General features: G+C 71.9%; 19 protein-coding genes. 10 read left to right on the top strand and 9 right to left on the bottom strand.

The features are described from left to right. Positions 1–72: 72 nt before the first annotated feature. The 4 genes from HUT16_RS22120 to HUT16_RS22135 are packed head-to-tail and all read left to right on the top strand — an operon-like array spanning position 73 to position 4,151. Positions 73–999: an ABC transporter permease gene (locus tag HUT16_RS22120; RefSeq protein ID WP_176189851.1), complete on the top strand. Its 927-nt coding sequence runs from the start codon at positions 73–75 to the stop codon at positions 997–999. Then, positions 992–2,005: an ABC transporter permease gene (locus HUT16_RS22125; protein WP_176189852.1), complete on the top strand. Its 1,014-nt coding sequence runs from the start codon at positions 992–994 to the stop codon at positions 2,003–2,005. The genes HUT16_RS22120 and HUT16_RS22125 overlap by 8 nt, the downstream gene beginning before the upstream one ends. Before the next feature lie 18 nt (positions 2,006–2,023). After that, positions 2,024–3,076 carry an ABC transporter ATP-binding protein gene (locus tag HUT16_RS22130; RefSeq protein WP_176189853.1) on the top strand — a complete coding sequence of 351 codons (1,053 nt, stop codon included), beginning with the start codon at positions 2,024–2,026 and terminating at the stop codon, positions 3,074–3,076. 55 nt (positions 3,077–3,131) lie between these two features. Next, the gene (locus HUT16_RS22135; RefSeq protein ID WP_176192802.1) at positions 3,132–4,151 is read left to right on the top strand and encodes an ABC transporter ATP-binding protein; all 1,020 of its coding nucleotides are present in this window, start codon (positions 3,132–3,134) and stop codon (positions 4,149–4,151) included. 69 nt (positions 4,152–4,220) lie between these two features. Here the strand turns inward: HUT16_RS22135 and HUT16_RS22140 are convergent, their stop codons facing one another. The 6 genes from HUT16_RS22140 to HUT16_RS22165 all read right to left on the bottom strand — a co-directional run bounded on the left by HUT16_RS22140 (position 4,221) and on the right by HUT16_RS22165 (position 12,602). Beyond that, a complete protein-coding gene (locus tag HUT16_RS22140) occupies positions 4,221–5,288 on the bottom strand; it encodes an ABC transporter ATP-binding protein (RefSeq protein ID WP_176189854.1) in 1,068 nt (355 codons plus the stop codon). A gap of 10 nt (positions 5,289–5,298) precedes the next feature. Next, complete coding sequence (locus HUT16_RS22145; protein WP_176189855.1) at positions 5,299–6,366, bottom strand: ABC transporter ATP-binding protein; 1,068 nt, start codon at positions 6,364–6,366, stop codon at positions 5,299–5,301. Between the two features lie 61 nt (positions 6,367–6,427). Further along, positions 6,428–7,405: an ABC transporter permease gene (locus tag HUT16_RS22150; protein ID WP_176189856.1), complete on the bottom strand. Its 978-nt coding sequence runs from the start codon at positions 7,403–7,405 to the stop codon at positions 6,428–6,430. Between the two features lie 82 nt (positions 7,406–7,487). Continuing rightward, positions 7,488–9,248, bottom strand: coding sequence for an ABC transporter substrate-binding protein (locus tag HUT16_RS22155; protein ID WP_176189857.1), 1,761 nt, complete (start codon positions 9,246–9,248; stop codon positions 7,488–7,490). An 89-nt stretch (positions 9,249–9,337) separates the two neighbouring features. Next, positions 9,338–10,381 (bottom strand): ABC transporter permease, encoded by a 1,044-nt coding sequence (locus tag HUT16_RS22160; RefSeq protein WP_176189858.1) that lies wholly within the window; start codon positions 10,379–10,381, stop codon positions 9,338–9,340. 496 nt (positions 10,382–10,877) lie between these two features. Continuing rightward, entirely contained in the window at positions 10,878–12,602 is a 1,725-nt protein-coding gene (locus HUT16_RS22165; RefSeq protein ID WP_176189859.1) for an ABC transporter family substrate-binding protein, read from the bottom strand. A 2,072-nt stretch (positions 12,603–14,674) separates the two neighbouring features. Here HUT16_RS22165 and HUT16_RS22175 point away from each other — a divergent pair. After that, positions 14,675–14,818 carry a hypothetical protein gene (locus HUT16_RS22175; RefSeq protein WP_176189861.1) on the top strand — a complete coding sequence of 48 codons (144 nt, stop codon included), beginning with the start codon at positions 14,675–14,677 and terminating at the stop codon, positions 14,816–14,818. Between the two features lie 592 nt (positions 14,819–15,410). Here the strand turns inward: HUT16_RS22175 and HUT16_RS22180 are convergent. From HUT16_RS22180 to HUT16_RS22190, 3 genes are all read right to left on the bottom strand, one after another. Then, entirely contained in the window at positions 15,411–15,866 is a 456-nt protein-coding gene (locus HUT16_RS22180; RefSeq protein WP_176189862.1) for a DUF6113 family protein, read from the bottom strand. Continuing rightward, complete coding sequence (mshB, locus tag HUT16_RS22185; protein ID WP_176189863.1) at positions 15,863–16,750, bottom strand: N-acetyl-1-D-myo-inositol-2-amino-2-deoxy-alpha-D-glucopyranoside deacetylase; 888 nt, start codon at positions 16,748–16,750, stop codon at positions 15,863–15,865. The genes HUT16_RS22180 and mshB overlap by 4 nt, the downstream gene beginning before the upstream one ends. A gap of 62 nt (positions 16,751–16,812) precedes the next feature. After that, positions 16,813–17,007: a DUF2304 family protein gene (locus tag HUT16_RS22190; RefSeq protein WP_176189864.1), complete on the bottom strand. Its 195-nt coding sequence runs from the start codon at positions 17,005–17,007 to the stop codon at positions 16,813–16,815. Positions 17,008–17,246: 239 nt separating this feature from the next. Between HUT16_RS22190 and HUT16_RS22195 the strand changes: the two genes are divergently transcribed. The 5 genes from HUT16_RS22195 (at position 17,247) to HUT16_RS22215 (ending at position 23,050) form a co-directional block, all read left to right on the top strand. After that, entirely contained in the window at positions 17,247–19,364 is a 2,118-nt protein-coding gene (locus HUT16_RS22195) for a prolyl oligopeptidase family serine peptidase (RefSeq protein WP_176189865.1), read from the top strand. Positions 19,365–19,484: 120 nt separating this feature from the next. Beyond that, entirely contained in the window at positions 19,485–20,444 is a 960-nt protein-coding gene (locus tag HUT16_RS22200; RefSeq protein WP_176189866.1) for an ABC transporter ATP-binding protein, read from the top strand. After that, on the top strand, positions 20,441–21,163 hold the full coding sequence (locus HUT16_RS22205; protein ID WP_176189867.1) for an ABC transporter permease: 723 nt from the start codon (positions 20,441–20,443) through the stop codon (positions 21,161–21,163). Before HUT16_RS22200 ends, HUT16_RS22205 begins: the two co-directional genes overlap by 4 nt. Positions 21,164–21,171: 8 nt before the next feature. Next, positions 21,172–22,410 carry a sensor histidine kinase gene (locus HUT16_RS22210; protein WP_176189868.1) on the top strand — a complete coding sequence of 413 codons (1,239 nt, stop codon included), beginning with the start codon at positions 21,172–21,174 and terminating at the stop codon, positions 22,408–22,410. 1 nt (position 22,411) lies between these two features. Next, positions 22,412–23,050 (top strand): response regulator transcription factor, encoded by a 639-nt coding sequence (locus HUT16_RS22215; RefSeq protein WP_176192803.1) that lies wholly within the window; start codon positions 22,412–22,414, stop codon positions 23,048–23,050. The last annotated feature ends 46 nt before the right edge of the window (positions 23,051–23,096 follow it).

Genomic DNA, 23,096 nt, shown 5'->3' on the forward strand with positions numbered 1-23,096 from the left:
CGCCGGCCCCGTCCTCCCCGCACGGAGGGCGGGGCTCCGGTACTACGTCACCCCTTCGGAGGGAGGGCTCCCATGGGCCACTACGTGCTACGCCGCGTGCTCCAGATGATCCCGGTGTTCTTCGGGGCCACGCTGCTGATCTTCCTGATGGTGTACAGCCTGCCCGGCGACCCGATCGCCGCGATGTTCGGCGACAAGGCGGCCGACCCGGCGCAGGTGGCCAGCCTGCGGCACAAGTACTACCTCGACCAGCCGCTGTGGAAGCAGTACCTGCACTACATGAACAACATCTTCCACCTGGACTTCGGCACCAGCTTCACCGGCCGCCCGGTCTCGGAGATCATGGCGGACGCCTTCCCGGTGACCATCCGGCTGGCCCTGGTCGCCTTCTTCTTCGAGATCTTCATCGGCCTGCCGCTGGGCCTGATCGCGGGCCTCTACCGCGGCAGCGTCGCCGACACCCTGGTGCTGGTGCTCACCCTGATCGTCATCTCGATCCCGGTGTTCGTGCTCGGCTACATCGCACAGACGATCTTCGCGATCAACCTGGGCTGGGTGACGGCGACCGTCCAGGACTCCACGGACATCAGCCAGTTGATCCTGCCGGGCCTGGTGCTGGCGTCCCTCTCGCTGGCGTACGTGGCCCGGCTCACCCGCACCTCGATCGGCGAGAACCTGCGCGCCGACTACATGCGCACCGCGGTCGCCAAGGGCCTGCCCCGGCACACCATCATCGGACGGCACCTGCTGCGCAACTCGCTGATCCCGGTGGTGACCTTCCTGGGCACCGACCTGGGCGCCCTGATGGGCGGCGCGATCGTCACCGAGGGCATCTTCAACATCGCCGGCGTCGGCAACGTCCTCTACAAGGCGATCAACCAGAAGGAAGGCCCGACGGTGGTCGGCATCGTCACCGTGCTGGTGCTGGTGTACCTGGTCGCGAGCCTGGTCGTCGACCTGCTGTACGCCGTCCTGGACCCGAGGATCCGCTATGCCTGAGCGCAACGAGGACATCCCCGACGACAACGACCCGCTGCGCAACATCCAGCCCACCGACAGCGACCACCTGGACTACGTGGGCCAGCAGGGCCTGGCCGTCGAGCAGGAGACGCTGATCGAGCCCGACCCGGCCAAGCGGGAGCAGGCCCGCAGCCTGTGGGGCGACGCCTGGCGGGACCTGCGCAAGCGGCCCACCTTCATCATCTCGACGCTGCTGATCATTCTGCTGATCGTGATCGCGATCTGGCCCGGCCTGTTCACCAATGCCGACCCGCGGGCCGCCAACCTGACCCAGGACTACCTGCGCAAGCCCGACTACACCGACTTCTTCGGGGCCGGCTGGTTCGGCTACGACGGCCAGGGCCGCTCCATCTACGCCCGGGTGCTGTACGGCGCGCGGGCCTCCATCACGGTCGGCATCTGCGTCACCCTGGCCGTCACCGTGCTGGGCGGGCTGGCCGGGATGACCGCCGGGTACTTCGGCGGCTGGACCGACTCGGTGATCTCCCGGATCATCGACATCTTCTTCGGCATCCCGCTGCTGCTCGGCGCCCTGGTGCTGCTGAACGCGTTCTCCACGCGCACCGTGTGGTCGGTGGTGATCGCGCTGGCCTTCCTCGGCTGGACGCAGCTGGCCCGCGTGATGCGCGGCTCGGTGATCACGGTCAAGCAGTCCGACTACGTGGTCGCCGGGCGGGCGCTCGGCGCCGGCACCGGGCGGCTGATGTTCCGCCACATCCTGCCCAACGCGGTGGCCCCGGTGATCGTGGTCGCCACCATCGCGCTCGGCGGCTACATCACCGCCGAGGCCACGCTGAGCTTCCTCGGCATCGGCCTGCAGGACCCGACCATCTCCTGGGGCGTGGACATCTCCTCCGCGCAGAAGGTGATCCGGCAGGCGCCGTTCGCCCTGTTCTTCCCGGCCGCCGCGCTCTCCGTCACCGTGCTGGCCTTCATCATGCTGGGCGACGCGGTGCGCGACGCCCTCGATCCGAAGCTGCGCTGAGCGAAGGGGAGAAGGCACATGAGCACCGTCGCCGACCAGGCCCGACCGGCCCGCGAGGAGCCGTTCACCGGACCGCTGCTGGACGTCAAGGACCTGCACGTCGAGTTCAAGACCCGGGAGGGCGTCGCCCGGGCGGTCAACGGCGTCAACTACACCGTCAGCGCGGGCGAGACGCTGGCCGTGCTCGGCGAGTCGGGCTCCGGGAAGTCCGTCACCGCGCAGGCCATCATGGGCATCCTGGACATGCCGCCGGCCAGCATCCCCAAGGGCGAGATCCTGTTCCGCGGCCGGGACATGCTCAAGATGTCCAAGGACGAGCGGCGCAAGATCCGCGGGCAGAAGATCGCGATGATCTTCCAGGACGCGCTGTCCTCGCTCAACCCGGTGCTCACCGTCGGGTACCAGCTCGGCGAGATGTACCGCAAGCACCGCGGCGACAACCGCAAGGACGCCAGGGCCAAGGCGATCGAGCTGATGGACCGGGTCCGCATCCCGGCCGCCAAGGAGCGGGTCAACGACTACCCGCACCAGTTCTCCGGCGGCATGCGCCAGCGCATCATGATCGCGATGGCGCTGGCCCTGGAGCCGGACCTGATCATCGCGGACGAGCCGACCACCGCGCTGGACGTCACCGTCCAGGCCCAGGTGATGGACCTGCTCGCCGAGCTCCAGGCCGAGTACCACATGGGCCTGATCCTGATCACCCACGACCTCGGCGTGGTCGCCGACGTCGCGGACAAGATCGCCGTCATGTACGCGGGCCGGATCGTCGAGACCGCGCCGGTGCACGAGCTGTACGCCCGCCCCGCCCACCCCTACACCCGGGGGCTGCTGGACTCCATCCCGCGGCTCGACCAGAAGGGCCAGGAGCTCTTCGCGATCAAGGGGCTGCCGCCCAACCTGCTGCGCATTCCGCCCGGCTGCGCGTTCAACCCGCGCTGCCCGCGGGCGCAGGAGATCTGCCGGCAGGAGGTGCCGCCGCTGGCCGAGGTGACCGAGGACGACGGCACGCCGCTGCCCGGACGGCGCAGCGCCTGCTTCTTCTGGAAGGAGACCCTCCGTGACGGCTAACGGTGCCACCCCGCTCGGGGCGACCACCCCCGAGGAGGTCGCGTTCGCCCAGGACGTGCCGCGCGGCGAACCCATCCTGGAGGTCCGCGACCTGCGCAAGCACTTCCCGCTGACCAGGGGCGTGCTGTTCAAGAAGCAGGTCGGCGCGGTCAAGGCCGTCGACGGGGTCTCCTTCGACCTGATGCAGGGCGAGACGCTCGGCATCGTCGGCGAGTCCGGCTGCGGCAAGTCCACCCTGGCCAAGGTCCTGATGAACCTGGAACCCGCCACCGCCGGGTCGGTGAAGTACAAGGGCGAGGAGATCTCGCACCTGTCCGGCTCCGCGCTGAAGGCGGTCCGCCGCAACATCCAGATGGTGTTCCAGGACCCGTACACCTCGCTGAACCCGCGCATGACGGTCGGCGACATCATCGGCGAGCCGTACGAGATCCACCCCGAGGTGGCGCCGAAGGGCGACCGCCGCAAGGCGGTGCAGGACCTGCTGGACGTGGTGGGGCTCAACCCGGAGTACATCAACCGGTACCCGCACCAGTTCTCCGGCGGCCAGCGCCAGCGGATCGGCATCGCCCGCGGCCTGGCGCTCAAGCCCGAGGTGATCATCTGCGACGAGCCGGTCTCCGCGCTCGACGTGTCGGTGCAGGCCCAGGTGATCAACCTGCTGGAGCAGCTGCAGGGCGAGTTCAACCTGTCGTACATGTTCATCGCGCACGACCTCTCGATCGTCCGGCACATCTCCGACCGGGTCGGCGTGATGTACCTGGGACGGATGGTCGAGATCGGCAGCGACCTGGAGATCTACGACCACGCCACCCACCCGTACACCCAGGCGCTGCTGTCCGCGGTGCCGGTGCCCGACCCGGCCGCGCGCGAGCACCGGGACCGGATCGTGCTGACCGGCGACGTGCCCTCGCCGGCCAACCCGCCGTCCGGGTGCCGCTTCCGCACCCGGTGCTGGAAGGCCCAGCAGAAGTGCGCCGAGGAGGACCCGGAGCTGACGGTGCGGGACTGGCTGGAGGGGCGGGCCCGGCACGACTCGGCCTGCCACTTCGCCGGCGAGCGGGAGAACCTGATCTGACCCGCCGCACCGACGCGGAAGGGCCCCGCCGAACGGATCGGCGGGGCCCTTCGCGGTGCTGCCGGGGGCTCAGACCTCGGCGCGCTGGGGGGGAACGGCGGCGGCGTCCCCCTCGGGGAAGTGGCAGGCCGTCAGGTGGGTCTCCGCGTTGCCGGAGAGCCGGACCAGCGGCGGCTCCTCGGTGGCGCACTTGTCCTGGGCCTTCCAGCACCGGGTGCGGAAGCGGCAGCCCGACGGCGGGTTCAGCGGCGACGGGACGTCACCGGTGAGCCGGATGCGCTCGCGGTCGTCGTCCGGGTCGGCCTCCGGGACGGCCGACAGCAGGGCGTGGGTGTACGGGTGCCGGGGCGACTCGTACAGCGACTTGCGGTCGGCGATCTCGACGATCTTGCCGAGGTACATCACCGCGACGCGCTGCGAGAAGTGCCGCACCACCGAGAGGTCGTGGGCGATGAACAGGAAGGCGATGCCCAGCTCGCGCTGCAGCTCCTGGAGCAGGTTGACCACCTGCGCCTGGATCGACACGTCCAGCGCCGAGACCGGCTCGTCCGCGACGATCAGCTTCGGGTTCAGCGACAGCGCCCGGGCCACGCCGATGCGCTGGCGCTGGCCGCCGGAGAACTCGTGCGGGAAGCGGTTGTAGTGCTCCGGGTTCAGGCCGACCGTCTCCAGCAGCTCCTGCACCCGGCGCTGGACGCCGCCGGCCGGCTTGATGCCGTTGATCTCCATCGGCGCGCCGATGATCGAGCCGACGGTGTGCCGCGGGTTCAGCGAGGAGTACGGGTCCTGGAAGATCATCTGGATCTCGGACCGGATCGGCGCCAGCTCCTTGCGGCCGGCGTGCGTGATGTCCTGGCCGGCGTAGCGGATCTCGCCCGCGGTCGGCTCCAGCAGCCGGGTCACCAGGCGGCCGGTGGTCGACTTGCCGCAGCCGGACTCGCCGACCAGGCCCACCGACTCGGAGGGGAACACCTGGAGGTCCACGCCGTCCACCGCGTGCACCGCGCCGACCTGGCGCTTGAACAGGAAGCCGTCCGTCACCGGGAAGTGCTTCTTCAGGCCCGTGATCGACAGCAGCGGGTCGCCGGAACCGGCGGAGGCCCCGGAGGCCGGCTTGAGGGTCAGTTCGTTGCTCATGGTGTCCCTCTCAGCCGAGCCGCGGCTTGATCTGGTCGATGAAGATGTCCTGCCGCTGCGCCGGGGTGAGGTGGCAGGCGGCGGCGTGCCCGGTGGCGGGGGACAGCGGCGGGCGCTCGGAGGTGCAGCCGCCGCCGACCACCTGCTCGCGGAAGTCGCAGCGCGGGTTGAACGGGCAGCCGGACGGCAGGTTGATCAGGCTCGGCGGGGTGCCGCGGACCGGCCGCAGCGGCACGTCCACGTCGCCGGTGAGGCTGGGCATCGAGGACAGCAGGCCCCAGGTGTACGGGTGCTGAGGGGCCTTCAGCACCTCGCGGACGGTGCCGCGCTCCACGGCCCGGCCCGCGTACATCACCATGATGTCCTGCGCGGTCCTGGCGACCACGCCCAGGTCGTGGGTGATCAGGATGATCGCGGTGCCCATCTCCTGCTGGAGGTCCTTCAGCAGGTCCAGGATCTGGGCCTGCACGGTGACGTCCAGCGCGGTGGTCGGCTCGTCCGCGATGACCAGCTTGGGGTCGCAGACCAGCGACATGGCGATCATCGCGCGCTGGCGCATGCCGCCGGAGAACTGGTGCGGGTAGTCGTCCACCCGGCTGGTGGGCTGCGGGATGCCGACCTTGGTCAGCATCTCGATCGCCCGGTCCCGGGCCTCCTTCTTGGAGGCGCCGGTGTGCTTGCGGAAGGTCTCGCCGATCTGCTTGCCGATGGTGTGGAACGGCGACAGCGCGGTCAGCGGGTCCTGGAAGATCATCGACATCTTCCGGCCGCGGAGCTTCTCCAGCTCCTTGTTCGGCGCGCCGACCAGTTCCCGGCCGTCCAGCCTGATCGAACCGGTGATCTCGGTGCGGTCCGGGTTGTGCAGGCCCAGCACGGCCAGGTTGGTCACCGACTTGCCGGAGCCGGACTCGCCGACGATGCCGAGCGTGGAGCCCGGGGCGACGTCGAAGGAGAGGTTGTCCACGGCCCGGACCACGCCGTCCTCGGTGCTGAAGCGGACCGAGAGGTCGCGGACTGAGAGGAACGGCGTGCCGCCGCTGCCGGCGGACACCTCCTCGGGCTTGGCCTGGGTGGTCATGGACTGGGCTCCTCGGTGCGGTACGTGAGGTCGGGACTGCTGCTCGGCCGGGGTGTGGCCGTCAGGCCAGGCGGATGCGCGGGTCGATCAGGGCGTAGGCGGCGTCGACGACGATGTTGAAGAAGACGATCAGGGTGGCGGCCACCACGGTCACGCCGACCAGCAGCGAGAGGTCGGAGTCGCGGAACGAGTGGATCGCCAGCTCGCCGAGGCCGTGCAGGCTGAACGTCGTCTCGGTGATGATGGCGCCGCCGAGCAGCACGCCCAGGTCGATACCGAAGACGGTGACGATGGTGCCCATCGCGCCGCGCCAGGCGTAGCGCATGAAGACCGAGGTGCCCGACATGCCCTTGGCCCGGGCGGTCCGCACGTAGTCCTCGGACAGCTGCTCGACCATCGAGGAACGGGTCATCCGGGTGTAGTTCGCGGTCCAGATCAGCGACAGCACGATCCACGGCACCAGCAGGCCGCCGGCCCAGCCGAGCGGGTCCTGGGTGAACGGCACGTAGGTCGGCAGCTCCAGCAGGTCGGTGCTGTAGCACAGCGCCCACAGCGCCAGCGGTCCGGCGACGTAGATCTGCATCGAGGAGGCCAGCAGCGAGAACGAGCTGGCGATCTTGTCGGCGGCCTTGCCCTGCTTGTGGGCGGCCAGCATGCCGGTGCCGATGCCGATGACCAGGAAGACCACGGCGGAGCCGACGGTCAGCGACAGGGTGGTCGGGAAGCGGTCCAGCAGGATGCCGCCGACCAGCTCCTTCTTGTCGAAGGAGTAGCCGAAGCACGGGGCGCCGCAGTGCACGCCGTTGAAGGTGCCACCGGTGAAGATGGTGCTCAGCCAGTTCCAGTACTGGACCGGCCAGGCGTGGTCGAAGCCCATGTCGTGCTTGATCAGGGCCAGGTTCTCGGGCGTGCAGACCTTCCCGCAGTAGAGCCTCGCCGGGTCCGCCGGGATCGCGAAGAACAGCGCATACGTGATCATCGAGACGATCAGCAGGATGACGAGAGCGCCGAGGGTTCGGCGGACGAGGAATCGGAGCATCGGACGGGGCTCTCCTGATCGGGGCGGGACACCGGCAGATCGTGCCGGTGCCCCGCCGTGAGCTACTGCTCGGTGACGACTACTACTTGACGTAGATGTTGAGCGGGGACTGCAGGCCGGCCAGCGAGTCGAACTTCACGCCGCCCAGGCCCGAGCCGTACAGGCTCAGCGAGCGCTGGTACACGTCCGGGATCGAGTAGGCGTTGTCCTGCAGCTGCTTGTCGATCGCGGCCCACGCCTTGCCCTGCGCCACCGGGTCGGCGATCTTGGCGGCGGCGTCGATCGCGGAGTTGATCTCCGGGTTGTTCACGTGCGCCAGGTTCTGGCCGCCGTCGGCGATGACCCGGCCGTCCCAGACCTGCTGCAGCGAGGTGTAGCCGGTCGGCCAGTCGGCGCCCCAGCCGCCCCAGTACAGGTCGGCGCCGTTGTCGAGCAGGGCGACGGTGTCGTAGTAGGTCTTGGCGTCCAGCGGCTTCGGCACGAACTTGAAGCCGGCCTTCTCCAGCGCGTCGCGGATGGCCTCGGTGACCTTCTGCTGGATCGGGGTGTTGTTGTACGGGTAGACGATGGTGGTGCCCAGCGCGTTCGCCTCGGTCAGCAGCTTCTTGGCCGCCTCCGGGTCGCCCTCCGGCTTCTTCAGGATGCCGTACGCGTCGTAGGACTCGTAGCCGAGCACGGTCGGGCTCATGTACGAGGTGGCGTAGTCACCGTAGGAGGTGCCGCCCTGGAGCTGGCGGGTCTGCTTGTGCGGGAACGCCCGGATGAGCGCCTCGCGGACCCGCTTGTCCTTGATGCGGTCGTTGTTGATGTAGTAGTAGTCGACGTACGGGGTCAGGCCCTCGAGGGTGCGCGACTTGTACTTGTCGTTGCCCTTGACCTCGTCGATGTACTTCGGGTCGACCGTGTTGTGGAAGGTGAACGCGGTCTTGTCCTCGCCGTTGTCCGCCATGAAGCGCTCGGTGGACTGCTGCAGCTGGACACCGAAGGTCATGTGCCACTTGTCCGGGTAGGCGTTCCGGATCGGGTCGGTGGCCGGGTCCCAGTTGGGGTTGCGCTCCAGGTCCAGCGAGCGGTCGGTGACGTGCTCGGTGATCTGGTACGGGCCCGAGGAGAACGGCTTCTTGTCGTACTCCTCCTTGGTGTCGTGGGCCTGCGGCACGACGCCGTAACCGGTCATCGCCAGGGTGAAGTTGGCGTCCGGGTGGATGTCCTGGAAGGCGATGACCACGGTCTTGTCGTCCGGGGTCTGGACCGCGTCCAGCTGCTTGCCGTTGTACGGGCCCTCGTAGGCCGTGCGGTAGTCGGCGCCGGAGAGCCAGGACTGGATGTAGGTCGGGCCGGACTTGATGAACGTCGCGTAGAGGCGCTCGATCGAGTACTTGACGTCGGCCGAGGTGATCGGGGTGCCGTCCTGCCACTTCACGCCGTCCTTCAGCGTGAACTTCCAGGTCTTGCCGCCGTCGGTGGTGGTGCCGGTGTCGGTGGCGAGGTCGCCGACCAGCTTCTGCGAACCGTCGGGCATGGTCTTGTAGCCCGTCAGCTGACGGGTGAACAGCAGCGAGACCTCGGAGTTGTAGTTCAGGTAGATCTGGCCCGGGTCGAGGTGCGAGAAGTCGTCGCGGTCGATCATGTTGACCGTGCCGCCCTTCTTCGCGTTCGGCTCCTGGGCCGCCGGGCCCTTCGAGTCCTCGGCGGTGCCGACCGAGATCGCGGTGGTCTTGACCGGGGCCTTGGAGGCGCTGGCGCCGTCGCCGTTGCTGTGGCCGCTGGAGCACGCCGTGGTGACGGTCAGGGCCCCGGCCACGAGAATGGCGGCCGCGAGCCGCGTCTTGCGAGAGCTCATCTTCATCCTGCCTGGGATAGTTGTGCGGAAATCTTCGTGGGTGTGCCCGGGGCCTGGCTTTCCCGTCCCCCCGGAGTCTTGAGGGCCTGTCAGCGGTTGGTCTTCGGGTCGAACGCGTCCCGGACGGAGTCGCCGAGCAGGTTGAAGGCCAGAACGAACACCACCATGGCGAGGCCCGGGAAGAGCAGGAAGGTGACGTCGGTCCGGAGGAAGCCCGCGCCGTCGGCGATCATGCGGCCCCAGTCCGGGGTCGGCTCGGTCACGCCCACGCCCAGGTAGGAGAGACCGGCCTCCGCGGTGACGAAGGCGGGCAGCGCGAGGGTGGACTGCACCAGGATCGGCGTCCACAGGTTGGGCAGGATCTCCTTGAAGATGATCCTCATCGGGGAGGCGCCGGTGACCTTGGCGGCCTCGATGAACTCGCGTTCGCGCAGCGACAGCGACACGCCGCGCAGGATGCGGGCCAGGCTCATCCAGCCGAGCAGCGACAGCACCAGGGTGACCGCGACGAACGGCAGCCAGCCCGGCGGGTTCTCGTCCCGGGCGACCAGCAGTCCGGTGACCACCGGCATGGTCGCGATCAGGAAGATCTGCGACGGGAACGACATCAGGACGTCGATCACCCGGCCGATGAAGTAGTCGGTCTTGCCGCCGAGGTAGCCGGCCGCGATGCCGAGCGCGACGCCGATCACGGTGGTCAGCAGCGAGGTGGCGACGGCGATGATCAGCGAGGTGCGGATGCCGTAGACCAGCAGGGTCAGCACGTCGCGGCCGAGGCCGGGCTCCAGGCCGAACCAGAAGTCGCCGCTCATGCCGCCGTTGGGGCCCATCGGCAGGCCGGAGTCGGTCAGCAGACCGGTGCCCTCCTGGCCGTAGTGGGTCTTCGGGTCCTTGCCGTAGACCAGCGAGATGAGCGGGGCGAGGATCGCCACCGCGATGAAGAACAGCACCACGCACGCGCTCACCACGCCGGTGCGGTCGCGGAGGAAGCGGCGCCACATCAGCTGCCCGGGGGAGAGGCCCCGGAAGCCCTGATCGGCGGGTGCGTCGGCCGTGGCGTTGGCCGCGAGGTCCGACGTCGACCCGGGACGGGAGGTGTTCCCGTCCGTCGTGGCCCCAGTAGGCGTCGTCATGGTGCTAAAGCTCCCGACCGTGGTCCGTGCAGAAGCAAGGAGTAAGAACTTGGATGAATGGACTCTTGCAAGTCGTTTATCGAACGTCAAGAGTTCCTCAGTTGTCGACGGCGCATTTCCTCCTTCGTGCTGGAATGTCAACCACTTCGTAGTTCTCGGACTCTTGACATCGGCCCAGCGAGACGGTCAAAACCGGACAAACTCGATCAAACAGTGTTCACATGTCCGTAACGATGCACTGTCAGCTCCGGTATCAGGACGGCGAGTTCGCGGCCCGGGTCGGATGACGCGCGTAGAGGCGATGTCCGTTTTGGTGTCATTCATCGCAATTGACGGGTGCAATTGAGTGTCCGATTATCGGACGTCGGTGTTTTCGGGCGTGCCGGGGCGAATTCATGGGTATGGCTCACCCAATTCGGGTGGCGTCCGGGGTGCCGCCCGACTGGCATTTTCTCGCCATTGGCGAGTCTTCGCCGCGCCGATAGCGCCGCGGTTGTTACTTCAGCAGGCCGATGTTCTCGTAGACGACATCGCCGAGGCCGGCGGCGCCGATGTTGGCGAGTTCCTTGCGCACCCCGTAGATGGCCGGGCGCTGGTACAGCGGGACGAGTCCGGCGACCTGCCAGGCCTCCGCGTCGGCGCGGTTGAGCGCCGCCGTCTCCTCGTCCGCGCTGTCGGCCTTGGCGGCGTCCGCCATCGCCCGGTCGAGCGCCTTGCTGCCGACCTGGGCCCAGTTGGAGCCGGAGTCCTGCTGGAAGGTGCTGATCGAGTTGGAGACCGGGAAGGGCGTGCCCAGCAGCGAGAACGAGGTCAGGTCGAAGTCGTGCTTGTAGACGTAGCCGTCGAAGTAGTCGCCGGCCGGCACCGTCTGGACCTGCACGGTCACCCCGACCGCGGCGAGCATCCGGGTGACCTCCTCGCTCTCGTTCTCCGCCAGGTTGTTCGCGGCCGGCGCCACGTAGCGCAGCACCAGCTCCTTGCCGTCCTTGGCCCGCACGCCGCCCGCCCCGGGCTTCCAGCCCAGCGCGTCGAGGGTCGCCCTGGCGGCGTCCGGGTCGAAGCGGCTCAGGCCCTCCGAGTTGTCCTGGTAGCCGTGCTGGGAGGGCACCAGGAAGTGGTTGTTCATCGGCACGTACGGCCAGTCCAGACCGGCCAGGTCGGTGCGGGTGATCTCGGCCCGGTCGATCGCCTGGACCAGCGCCTGGCGCAGCCTGGCGTCCTCCAGCAGCGGGCTCCTGCCGTTGAGCACCAGGTGCCGCAGGTTGGGGCCGCCGGCCTTGCGGACCTCGCCGCCCGCGGTGGACCGGATCAGCCGGTAGCCCTCGGTGTTGGGGCCGTTGTTGTAGAAGTCGATCTCGCCCTTGGCGAAGGCCTGCGGCATCGCGCCGGTGTCGTACGCCTTGAAGACGATCTTGTCGAGCAGCGGCTCGTCGCCCCACCACTGCGGGTCGGCGACCGCGGTGACGGTGCGCGACCCGGCGTCCAGCGAGCCCACCGTGAAGGGGCCGGCGGTGACCGGGATGCGGTTCTTGAACGAGGTGTTGAACAGCTCGGGGGTGGCGACGTACTTCGCGGGCAGCAGCGGGGCGTTGCCGGCGTTGTTGAACATCGCCTGCCACTCCGAGTACGGCTCCTTGAAGGTCATCACGGCCTGGAAGTCGTCCTGGCCGCGGACCACGCTCTCCACCTGGTCGAAGCCGTTGCTGGTGGCCGTCCGGTACGCCGGGTCCTGGCCGTTCAGCGCCTGCCAGTCGGCCTGCAGGTCGCGCCAGGTGATCGGGGTGCCGTCGGACCAGTGCGCCTTCGGGTTGAGCGTCCACACCACGACCTGCTTGCCCTGCCGGGTCTCGCTGCGCACGTCGGAGAGGTAGGCCGGGTTGGGGGTCTGCACGCCGCCCGCGTCGGAGCGCCAGAAGGTCGGCAGCAGCGCCTTGACGACGTCGTTGGTGGAGGCCTCCGAGCCGTCCGCCTGGAGCGGGTTCCACTGGCTGGAGTACTGGTCGATCGCCCACACCAGGGTGCCGCCCCGGCGCAGCGCGTCGCGCGGCCGGGCGTTCATCTCCTGCTGGGTCATCCGCGGTGCGTCGTCGCCCGCCGCGGCCGCCGCCCGGGCCGGTCCGCCGTCGGCGGAGCCCGGCGCGGAACTGCACGAGCAGAGCGCGATGGACAGCGCCGCCACCGTGGCGGTCAGGGGGAGCGGGAGGAAGCGGGGTCTCGGCACGCGGCACATCTTGCGTACCGGCGATCCGACTTGTCGACCTGCGGCGGATCAAGGATTGGTAACGCGACGTGGCCGTGCGGTTGCGGCGTCCGTTTCGTCCCGTTCCGTGACGCCATTGGCGAGGACTCGCCAGCGGGCCGGGCCGGGGCGCCCGTCCAGCGCCCCGGCCCGGCCCGTGGATTGACGTGCCGTCAGGCCGGGATCTTGACCGTGCGGTCCTTGCCGGTCTTGGTCACGCCCTGGCCGATCGCGTCCGCCACGTCCTGGGCGGTGACCGGCACCTGTTGGCCGTTCCTGGTGGTCTTCACCTTGTCGAAAGTGGTGCCGATCGCGCTGGTCAGCTGGTTCAGGTCCCACTTCAGGACCACGGCGCCGGTCGAGTCCGGGGCCAGCACCAGCGCCTTGGCGGCGGTGTTGCGGCCGAAGGCGAACTGCCGCCCGCCCGCCGTGACGGTCACGTTGCCGCTCATCACCTGCTTGCCCAGGCCGTCGGCGGCCGCCTGCAGCACGTCCTGGCCGACCTTCGGCTGCGCGTCGGCGACCGGCAGCACCACCTCGCCGTCCGGCCGGCCCGCGGCCCGGCCCCGGTAGGCCTGCTCGACCAGGTCGGCGGCCGCCGCCGAGTCCAGCGCCTTGCCGGCGTTGCCCGGGACCACCTCGGTGCCGCCGGTCTCGGTGAACCGGACGTAGCCCTCCTGCAGGCTCTGCCCGGACTTGCCGCCCAGCTCGTCCAGGGCCGCCTTCAGCTTCGCCCGGTCGACCCGGACCTGCGGCTCGACCGCCTTGGCGTTGCCGGTCAGCGAACCCAGTACGTCCACCGGGTTGTAGCTGTGCCTGGTCAGCCCGTCCACCGTCGCGGTGGTGTCGAAGCTCAGGCCCGCGCTGGCCGGGTCCAGGGTGAGCGACTGCTCGCCGAGCTTCAGCCGGACCGGCTGCTGCCCGACCTTGGCGACCGCGCCGTCCAGCACCTTCACCGCCTGGTCGCGGGAGTCGCCGCCGATGTCGGTGCCCAGCACCGTGGTGCCCCTGGGGATGTCCGACTGGTTCATCATCAGGCCCGCGCCGTACGCCGCCGCGCCGAGGAACAGCACGCCGCCGAGGCCGGTCACCACCAGCTTCTTCCCGCGGCCGCCGCCCTTCTTCTTCGCCGCCGGGGCGGCCGGGGCGGCGGGCTTCGGCTCCGCGGCCGGCGGCGGGGCGGCCGGGGCCTGCTCGCGCTTGGGCGCGGCGGCCCGCGGACCGCCCGGGAAGGGCTGCGCGGCGGGCAGGTCGGCGAACCGGCCGCCGCCGTCACCGGCCGGGCGGGGCTTGGGCGCGTCCGCGAACGGGTCGGCGAACGGGTCCGGCGCGAACGGGTCGCCCGGGGTACCGGGGGCCTTCAGGAACAGCTGGGTGGTCGGCGGGTCCGATATGTCGGCGCCCGGGGCCGGTTCGTCGCCGGTGATCGGGTCGAAGCCGCCGATCTGGGTGTCCTCCGGCTCACCGGCGGCGGCCCGCGCCGCCTGCGCGCCGGGGCGCGGCGCGGCGAAGGGGTCCTCACCGGCCGGCGGGCGCTGCTGCGGCTGGGCGAACGGGTCCGCCGCGAACGGGTCCTGCGGCCCGGCGAACGGGTCGGCCGACGGGACCGCCCGCCCGGCGCCCTGCGGGCCGTCGAAGGCGTCCCGGGCGGCGGCCGGGGGCTNCGGCTGCGGCTGTTGCGGCTGCTGCTGGGCGAACGCGTCCGGCGCGAACGGGTCCTGCGGCCGGGCGAACGGGTCCTGGCCGAACGGGTCCTGGCCGAACGGGTCCGGCTCGGCCGCGAACGGGTCCCGGGCCGCGGCGAACGGCGCGTCCTGGCGCGGCAGCGGGTGGCCGCCGGTGCGGGAGGACGCCGCCGAAGGTCGGCCAGGGCGAACGGCGAGGCGGGCGCACCGGACGGGCGCGGGGCGGGCTGCGCGGCGGGCTGCGGGGCCGGGGCGGCGCCCTTCGGGGCACCCGCGGCGGGCTGCCCGGGCCGGGCCGGAGCGGCCGGGGCGGCCGCCGCCGGGGCGGGCTCCGGGCGGCCCTTCTGGCGCGGCTTGAACCACTCGCCGGTGGACTCCGACTCGGACGCCTTCGGGGCGCCGGGCCGGGGCGCGGCCGGCTCCTGCCACTCCGGCGGCAGGTTCGGCGGGGTGGCGGTGCGCGCCCCCGAGTCCATCACGCCCAGCACCGGGTCGCCCGCGCCGCCACGGTGACGCGGGCCGGACGGCTCCGCGGGCTTCTCGTCCTTGACCTTGCTCTGCACCACGACCGGCGGGATCGGCCGCGAACCGGGGATGTTGATCCGCACCCGGGTGGTCAGCGTGGTCTCCGTCGTCTTCGGCGCGTCGGCCTCGTCGGCGCGCGGACCGGGAGCGGTCCGTCCGGCGGCCGGGTCCGCGCCGGTCCCACCGGGCAAGCCGGTGCCGTACGGCGGGGTGCCCGACGGGTACGCGTCGGGGCCGCCGCGGCGGGGCTGCGGGTGGGCGTTGTCAGATTCGCGGCTGCTCAATGCTGCTCTGCTCCGGGTTCGCGGCCGGGCCGGCCGGGCCGTCCGCTGCGTATGGGGCGGGAGACCGCCGGACGACGGAGTGCGGCGTGCGGCGGGCCGACCGGCCCCGGGGACTCAGCTGTTCACGTGTCGGCTGCGGCGAGCGCGCCCCCGCCACGCGAGTGGTGCCGAAGCTACCCTCCGGCCCGGCCGGGCCGGACAGGGGGGTGGCCCGCCGGGGCACCACCTTACCGACAAGCCATCCGGGCCGTCGGACGACCGGGGCATCCGGATGGTCCGGAACGCCCCGGTACGGGCTAGCGGTCGCCGTCCCTGACGGTCCGTCGGGGCGCCGGCGCCGGTACGCCGAACAGGAACCCGGAGCGGGTCGGCAGGGTCGCGCAGACCACCCCGAGCACCGCGCCGCCGAACAGGTACAGGTAGGCCGACGGTGTCGCGGAGAGCACCAGGTCACCCTCCGGACGGGGCGCCAGCAGCACCGCCAGCACCAGGAACCAGCCGCCCAGCGCGCACCCCGCACCGAGCTTGGTGCCGGTCGCCCGCAGCCCCCCGTAGAACAGCCCCGCGCAGCCCGCCAGGGCCGGCACCACGCCGAAGCCGCCCCACAGGGCCTGCACGAAAGCTCCGCACACGGACACCGCCGCTCCGAGCAGGAACAGCACGGCGTACGCCGCGATCCGGACGCCGCGCGGCGGCATCGGCTCGGCCAGGCGCTGTTCGCGGGTGCCCAGCAGGGCGTGCGTGAACCTCACCGCTCCACCCCCGCGAACAGGTCGGTCTCCGGGGCGCCCGGGCCGAGCGGGCCGCGCACCAGCTCGTAGTACTCGGTGGCCAGCAGCGGCTGGCCCAGGCCGTTGCTGAGCGCGAAGTGGTCGCCGTCCACGGTGACCTGGGTGGCGTGCGCCCGCATCGCGGCGGCCTTCGCCCCGGCGTGCGCCGCGTTGTCCAGCACGGTGGTGACCACCCGGTCGTCCACCACGCCGGGCACCTGGTCGACCGGCGCGGTGCCCCCGAACCGCGCCTCGGCGGAGGTCCGGGCCAGCGCGGCCTCGATCACCGAGCGGGGCATCCGGTTGTAGTAGACCTTGGCGATCCGCCAGGGCTCGCCCAGCTCCGGGCCGAACGCCGGGTCGGCGGCCAGCTCGTAGCCGCGCAGCGCCACCCGGTGCGCCTGGATGTGGTCGGGGTGGCCGTAGCCGCCGTTCTCGTCGTACGTCACCAGCACCCGCGGCCGCACCTCGCGGACCACCGCGGCCAGCAGGCCGGCCGCCTCGTCCACGTCCGCCCGCCAGAAGCAGGACGGGTCGTCGTTGTCCGGGACGCCCATCATCCCGGAGTCCCGCCAGCGGCCCGCCCCGCCCAGGAAGCGGTGGTCGGTGACGCCCAGTTCGCGCATCGCGGCGGCCAGCTCGCCGATCCGGTGCCCGCCCAGGGCGTCGTCGCGGTCCTGCGCCAGGTGGGCCAGCTCCGGCGGGATCACCTCGCCGCCCTCGCCCAGCGTGCAGGTCACCAGGGTGACCCGGACGCCCTCGGCCGCGTACCGGGCCATCGTGGAGCCGTTGTTGATCGACTCGTCGTCGGGATGCGCGTGCACCAGCAGCAGCCCGTGCGTGTCGGCCGGGGGTACGGAGGTCATGCCCGGCAGCTTAACGGCCTGCCCGGGGGGACACCCCGAACAGGCCGGACGCGTGCGGCGGGCTAGAGGTTCAGCCCGTTGAGCATCCCGGCCAGGTTGGCCGTCACCTGCTGGATCGACGGCGCGATCGAGCTGGACGCCAGGTAGAAGCCGAGCAGCGCGCACACCAGGGCGTGGCTCACCTTGAGGGTCGAACGGCGGACCAGGACCACGACCACGACCAGCATCAGCAACACGGCGGAGACGGACAAAGCCATGACGGCTCACACCCTTCCTCGGGTGCGCGGCCCCGGGGCGGGGCAGCGGGCGGAACGATGGTCAACTGATACCCGATCAGTGACGCCCGGACGACGTTCCGTGATCCCGCCCGGGGTGTCGCGCCGCCGCCACCCGCTGCGCCCCCGGTCAGCGGGCCTCCGAACGGCCGTACGCCCCCGTCCGGGCGGGCTGCGCCGTCCGGGTGATCACCGGCGGCCCGGGTCGTAGGGTCGACGGCATGACGACCGAGAAGCCGCACGACACCTTCCCCCGGCAGTACGCCCGCACCGGGCGCTTCACCGCGGGCGCGCCCCGCTCGTTCAGCGTCTCCCCGGACGGCGCCCGGGTGCTGTTCCTGCGCTCCCGCGGCGAGGGGAACCCGGCCAACCTGCTGTGGCGCCTCGACACCGCCACCGGCGCCGAGAGCGTGCTCGCCGACCCCGCGGTGCTGCTCGGCGGCGGCGCGGAGGAGCTGTCCGCCGCCGAGCGGGCCCGCCGCGAGCGCAGCCGGGAGACCTCCGCCGGGATCGTCGGCTACGCCCTGGACGCCGCCGGGCGCACCGCCGCCTTCGCGCTCTCCGGGCGGCTGTTCGCGGTCGACACCGTCACCGGCGAGGCCCGCGAACTGCCCGCCGCCACCCCGCTGCTGGACCCGCGGCCCAGCCCCGACGGCGCACACGTCGCCTACGCCACCCCGGACGGCGAGCTGCGGGTCAGCGCCGCCGACGGCAGCGGCGACCGGCTGCTGGCCGCGCCCGGGGCGGACGGGGTCAGCTGGGGGCAGGCCGAGTTCATCGCCCAGGAGGAGATGGGCCGCGACCGCGGCCACTGGTGGGCCCCCGACGGCCGCGCGCTGCTGGCCGCCCGGGTCGACGACACCCCGGTGCGCCGCTGGTGGATCGCCGACCCGGCCAACCCCGGCCGCCCGCCGGTCGAGGTCGCCTACCCGGCGGCCGGCACGCCCAACGCCGAGGTCGGGCTCTGGCTGCTCGGCCTGGACGGGGAGCGCACCGAGATCCGCTGGGACCGCGCCGCGTACCCGTACCTGGCCCGGGTGCACTGGTCGGCCGGCGGGCCGCCGCTGCTCCAGGTGCAGGCCCGCGACCAGCGCGAGCAGCTGGTCCTGGAGGCCGACACCGCCACCGGGGAGACGACGGTGCTGGTCACCGAGCGGGACGCGGACTGGCTGGAGCTGTTCGGCGGGGTGCCGGTGCGGCTGGCCGACGGGCGGCTGGTGCGGATCACCGACCGGGACGGCGCGCGGGTCCTGACCGTCGACGAGAAGCCGCTCACCGACGCCGGACTGCACGTCCGCTCGGTGCTCGGCACGGACGGGGAGAGCGTGCTGTTCACCGCCTCCGCCGGGGCCGCCGAGTTCGAGCGCCGCCCGCCCGGCTGGCTGGGCGTCTTCGAGGCCGGCCCCGACGGCGTGCGGGAGGTCGGCGACGGGGCGCTCGGCGCGGTGCGCGGCGCGGGCACCACCGTGCTCACCACCGCCCACCCGCGGCGGCCCGGCACCACCGTCACCGTGCACCGCGCGGGCGCCGAACCGCTGGTGGTCGCCTCGCACGCGGCCACCCCGCTGCTGGCCGCCCGGCCGGTGTTCCGGTTCGCCGGCGAGCGGCGCATCCCCTGCGCGGTGCTGCTGCCCACCGGCTACGACCCGGACGCCGACGGGGCGCTGCCCGTCCTGATGGACCCGTACGGCGGCCCGCACGGGCAGCGGGTGGTGCAGGCGCACAACCCGCACCTGGTGTCGCAGTGGTTCGCCGACCAGGGCTTCGCGGTGATCGTCGCCGACGGGCGCGGCACCCCCGGGCACAGCCCCGGCTGGGAGAAGTCGATCAACCGGCGGACCGCCGAGGTCTCCGTCCAGGACCAGGTCGACGCGCTGCACGCGCTCGCCGAGCAGTTCCCGCTCGACCTGTCGAAGGTCGCCGTCCGCGGCTGGTCGTACGGCGGCTACCTGGCCGCCGCCGCGGTGCTCCGCGAACCCGGGGTGTTCCACGCCGCGGTGGCCGGCGCGCCCGTCACCGAGCACGACCTCTACGACACCCACTACACCGAGCGCTACTACGGCGACCCGACCGCCGAACCCGAGTCGTACCGGGCCAACTCGCTGGTGGAGATGGCCCCTTCGCTGAGCCGGCCGCTGATGATCGTGCACGGCCTCGCCGACGACAACGTGGTGGTCGCGCACAGCCTGCGGCTGTCCACCGCGCTGCTCGCGGCCGGCCGCCCGCACACCGTGCTGCCGCTGTCCGGGGTGACCCACATGACCCCGCAGGAGCAGGTCGCGGAGAACCTGCTGCTGCTCCAGGTCCGGTTCCTGAAGGAGTCGCTCGGCCTGCTGTAACGGCCCCGGCCGTGACATCCGTCATGCGGAGGCCACGACGGCGGGCACTGCCGCGGACACCCCCGTTCCGAGGAGCCTTGAGGAGTCGGAGAGAACGGCTCTCGAAAGGACTTGGTTCAGATGGCGACGGGAACGGGGGAGGTCGCGGCCTTCCGGAACGTCAGCAAGAGCTACGGCCGGGTGAAGGCGGTGAACGGCCTCGACCTGGTGCTGCGACCCGGCGAGACGGTCGCCCTGCTCGGCCCGAACGGCGCGGGCAAGTCCAGCAGCCTCGACCTGCTGCTGGGCCTGCGCGAACCGGACGGCGGCACGGTCGAGCTGTTCGGCGGCACCCCGCGGGAGGCGATCGCGGCCGGCCGGGTCGGCGCGATGCTGCAGAGCGGCGGTCTGATGACCGACGTCAAGGTCCGCGAGATCGTCGAACTGGCCTGCCGGGTGCACCCCAGGGGATACGGCGTCGACCAGGTGCTGGCCACCGCCGGGATCACCGAGCTCGCCGACCGCCGGGTCGACAAGCTCTCCGGCGGCCAGGAGCAGCGCGTCCGGTTCGCCCTCGCGGTGGCCGGGGCCAACGACCTGATCGTCCTGGACGAGCCCACCACCGGCATGGACGTCTCGGTCCGCCGCCAGTTCTGGGACGCCATGCGCACCCAGGCCGACGCCGGGCGCACCGTGCTGTTCGCCACCCACTACCTGGAGGAGGCCGACTCGGTCGCCGACCGCGTCCTGGTCCTGCACAAGGGCCGGCTGATCGCCGACGGCTCCTCCGCCGAGATCAAGGCCCGGGCCGGCGCCCGCCGGATCGGCTTCGAACTGCACCCCTCCGACGGCGGCACCTTCGACGAGGCCGTGCTGCGCGCCCTGCCCGGCACCGTCGGCCTGGACGTCAGCGCCCGCGCCGACGGCGTGCGCACCGTCCGGATCCGCTCCGCCGACGCCGACGCGGGCGTCGCCGCGCTCTACAAGGCGGGCTACTACCCGCGCGGGCTGGAAGTCACCAGCCTCGGCCTGGAACAGGCCTTCCTGACCATCACCGGCGAGCAGGACCGCAACGAGAGCGAAGGGGCGAACGTCCGATGACCACCCTGATCCGGCTGGAGATCCTGCGCACCCTGCGCAACAAGCGGTACCTGATGTTCACCGTGCTCTACCCCGCGCTGCTGTACGTCTTCTTCATCAGCGCCTACGGCAGCGGCGGCACGGTGGCCGGCGGCGTCTCCGTCAAGTCGTACTTCATGGTCTCGATGGCCACCTTCGGCGCGGTCGGCGCCGTGCTGACCGGCTCCGCGCAGCGCATCTCGCTGGAGCGCAAGAGCGGCTGGACCCGCCAACTGCGGCTCACCGCGCTGCCCGGCCGGGCCTACACCCTCGGCAAGATCGCCGCCTGCGCGGTCACCACGCTGCCCGCCATCCTGGTCGTCTTCGTCATCGGCGCGATCGAGGGCGTCGACCTCACCGCCGTCCAGTGGATCGGCCTGGCCGCCGCCCTGTGGCTCGGCAGCTTCGTCTTCGCCGCGCTCGGCGTCGCCCTCGGCTACGCGGCCGAACCGGACGCCGTCCAGCCCGTCGTGATGATCGTCTACATGCTGATGGCGCTGTTCGGCGGCACCTGGTTCCCGATCTCCGAGTCGCTGAAGGCCTACGCCCGGTTCAACCCCGTCTACGACTACAACCAGCTGGCCTCGTTCATCCACGGCCAGGGCGTCGCCGCACTGCCGATCGCCGTGCTCGCCGCCTTCCTGGTGCTCTTCACCACCGCCGCGGCCGTCCTGTACCGCAAGGACGCCCGACGGGCATGATGGCCCGCATGCAGAACCCCGCACCGGCCCGCCACCCCGACCAGCCCGGGGAGGACGGGCCGGACGGGCGTTGGGCCACCTACCCCGGCGCGCCCGTCGACACCAGGCGCCAACTCCTGGCCAAGCTCGCCTGGACGTCCATCTGGGCGCTCTACCTGGCCTACCCCGTCCAGGACCTGACCACCGGTCAGCACACCCCGGCGGCGAGCACCGCCGGCGGCGTCGCGCTGGCGGTCTTCCTGGCCTGCTACCTGTCGCTGATCGTGATCCGCAACCACCCGGGCCTCCGGCAGGCCAAGCGGTACCTGCCGCTCGCCCTGATGGCCGTGATCGCCGTCGTCACCTCGTACACCCTGGGCGAGGCCTGGCTGACCCTGTTCACCTACACCTCGGTGTGCGCCGCGGTGATCCTCCCCGGCCGGCTCGGACTGGTCGGCGTGCTCGCCACCACCGGCCTCTTCGCCGTCGTCGGCCTCACCGGCCACGCCGACGCCGAGACCATGGTCAGCATCGGACTGCCCTGCCTGATGGCCGGGCTCGCCATGCTCGCCATGCAGCGGCTCGTCGCCACCATGCGCGAACTGCGCGAGGCCCGGGCCGCCGTCGCGCACCTCGCCGCCTCCGAGGAACGGCTGCGGCTGGCCCGCGACCTGCACGACCTGCTCGGCCACTCGCTCTCGCTGATCGCCATCAAGAGCGAGCTCACCGGACGCCTGATGGACGCCGGGCAGGCCGAGGGCGCCCGCACCCAGGTCGCCGACATCGAGCAGGTCGCCCGGCAGTCGCTGGCCGACGTCCGCAGCGCCGTCAGCGGCTTCCGCCGCCCCACCCTGCCGGTCGAACTCGCCGCCGCCCGCACCGCGCTGGCCGCCAGCCGGATCGAGATCGACGCCGACCCCCGGCTCGCCGAGGAGCGCCCCGGCCTCGGCGCCGAGGAGTCCGGCGTGCTCGCCTGGGCACTGCGCGAGGCCGTCACCAACGTCGTCCGGCACGGCGCCCAGGCCACCCGGTGCACCGTCCGGCTCGACGAGACCTGGGAGGAGGACGGCCGCTACGCCGTCCTGGAAGTCGTCGACAACGGCCCCGGACCGGGCAAGTCCGCGGCCGGGAACGGCCTCTCGGGCCTCGGCGAGCGCCTGGAGCAGGTCGGCGGACACCTGCGGACCGGCCCCGCCGAACGCGGCCGGGGTTTCCGGCTGCGCGCCCTCGTCCCGCTGCGGCCCGGCCCCAGCGGCGAAGGGGAATAGGCTGCCCGACGTGACGGACGGAACGGGTGCACGAACGGTGCGGGTACTGCTCGCCGAGGACCAGGGCATGGTGCGGGAGGCGCTCGCCGCGCTGCTCTCGCTGGAGGGCGACCTGGAGGTGGTCGCCCAGGTGGCGCGCGGCGACGAGGTCGCGGCGGCGGTGACGGAGCACCGGGTCGACGTCGCCGTGCTCGACATCGAGATGCCCGGCATGACCGGCATCGACGCCTGCGCGGAGGTCCGCCGGGTGCGGCCGGCCACCAAGGTCGTCATCGCCACCACCTTCGGACGGCCCGGCTACCTGCGCCGGGCGATGGAGTCCGGGGCCGACGCCTTCCTGGTCAAGGACGCCCCCGCCGCGGAACTCGCCGAGGCGATCCGCCGCGTGCTGCGCGGCGAGAAGGTCATCGACCCCACACTGGCCGCCGCGGCCCTCTCGGAGGGCGCCAACCCGCTCACCGGCCGCGAGCGGGACGTCCTGGCCGCCGCCGCGGACGGCGCGGTCAACGCGGACATCGCGGCCCGGCTGCACCTCTCCGAGGGGACGGTCCGCAACTACCTGTCGATGGCCATCCAGAAGACGGCCGCCCGCAACCGCGCCGAGGCGGTGCGGGTGGCCCGGGAGAAGGGCTGGCTGTAGGACGGCTGCCGGGCCTGGTCGAGGCGGTGGCGCGCCTGGTCGAGCC

It is taken from the genome of Kitasatospora sp. NA04385, from assembly GCF_013364235.1.
In the GTDB taxonomy this organism is placed as follows: Bacteria; Actinomycetota; Actinomycetes; order Streptomycetales; family Streptomycetaceae; genus Kitasatospora.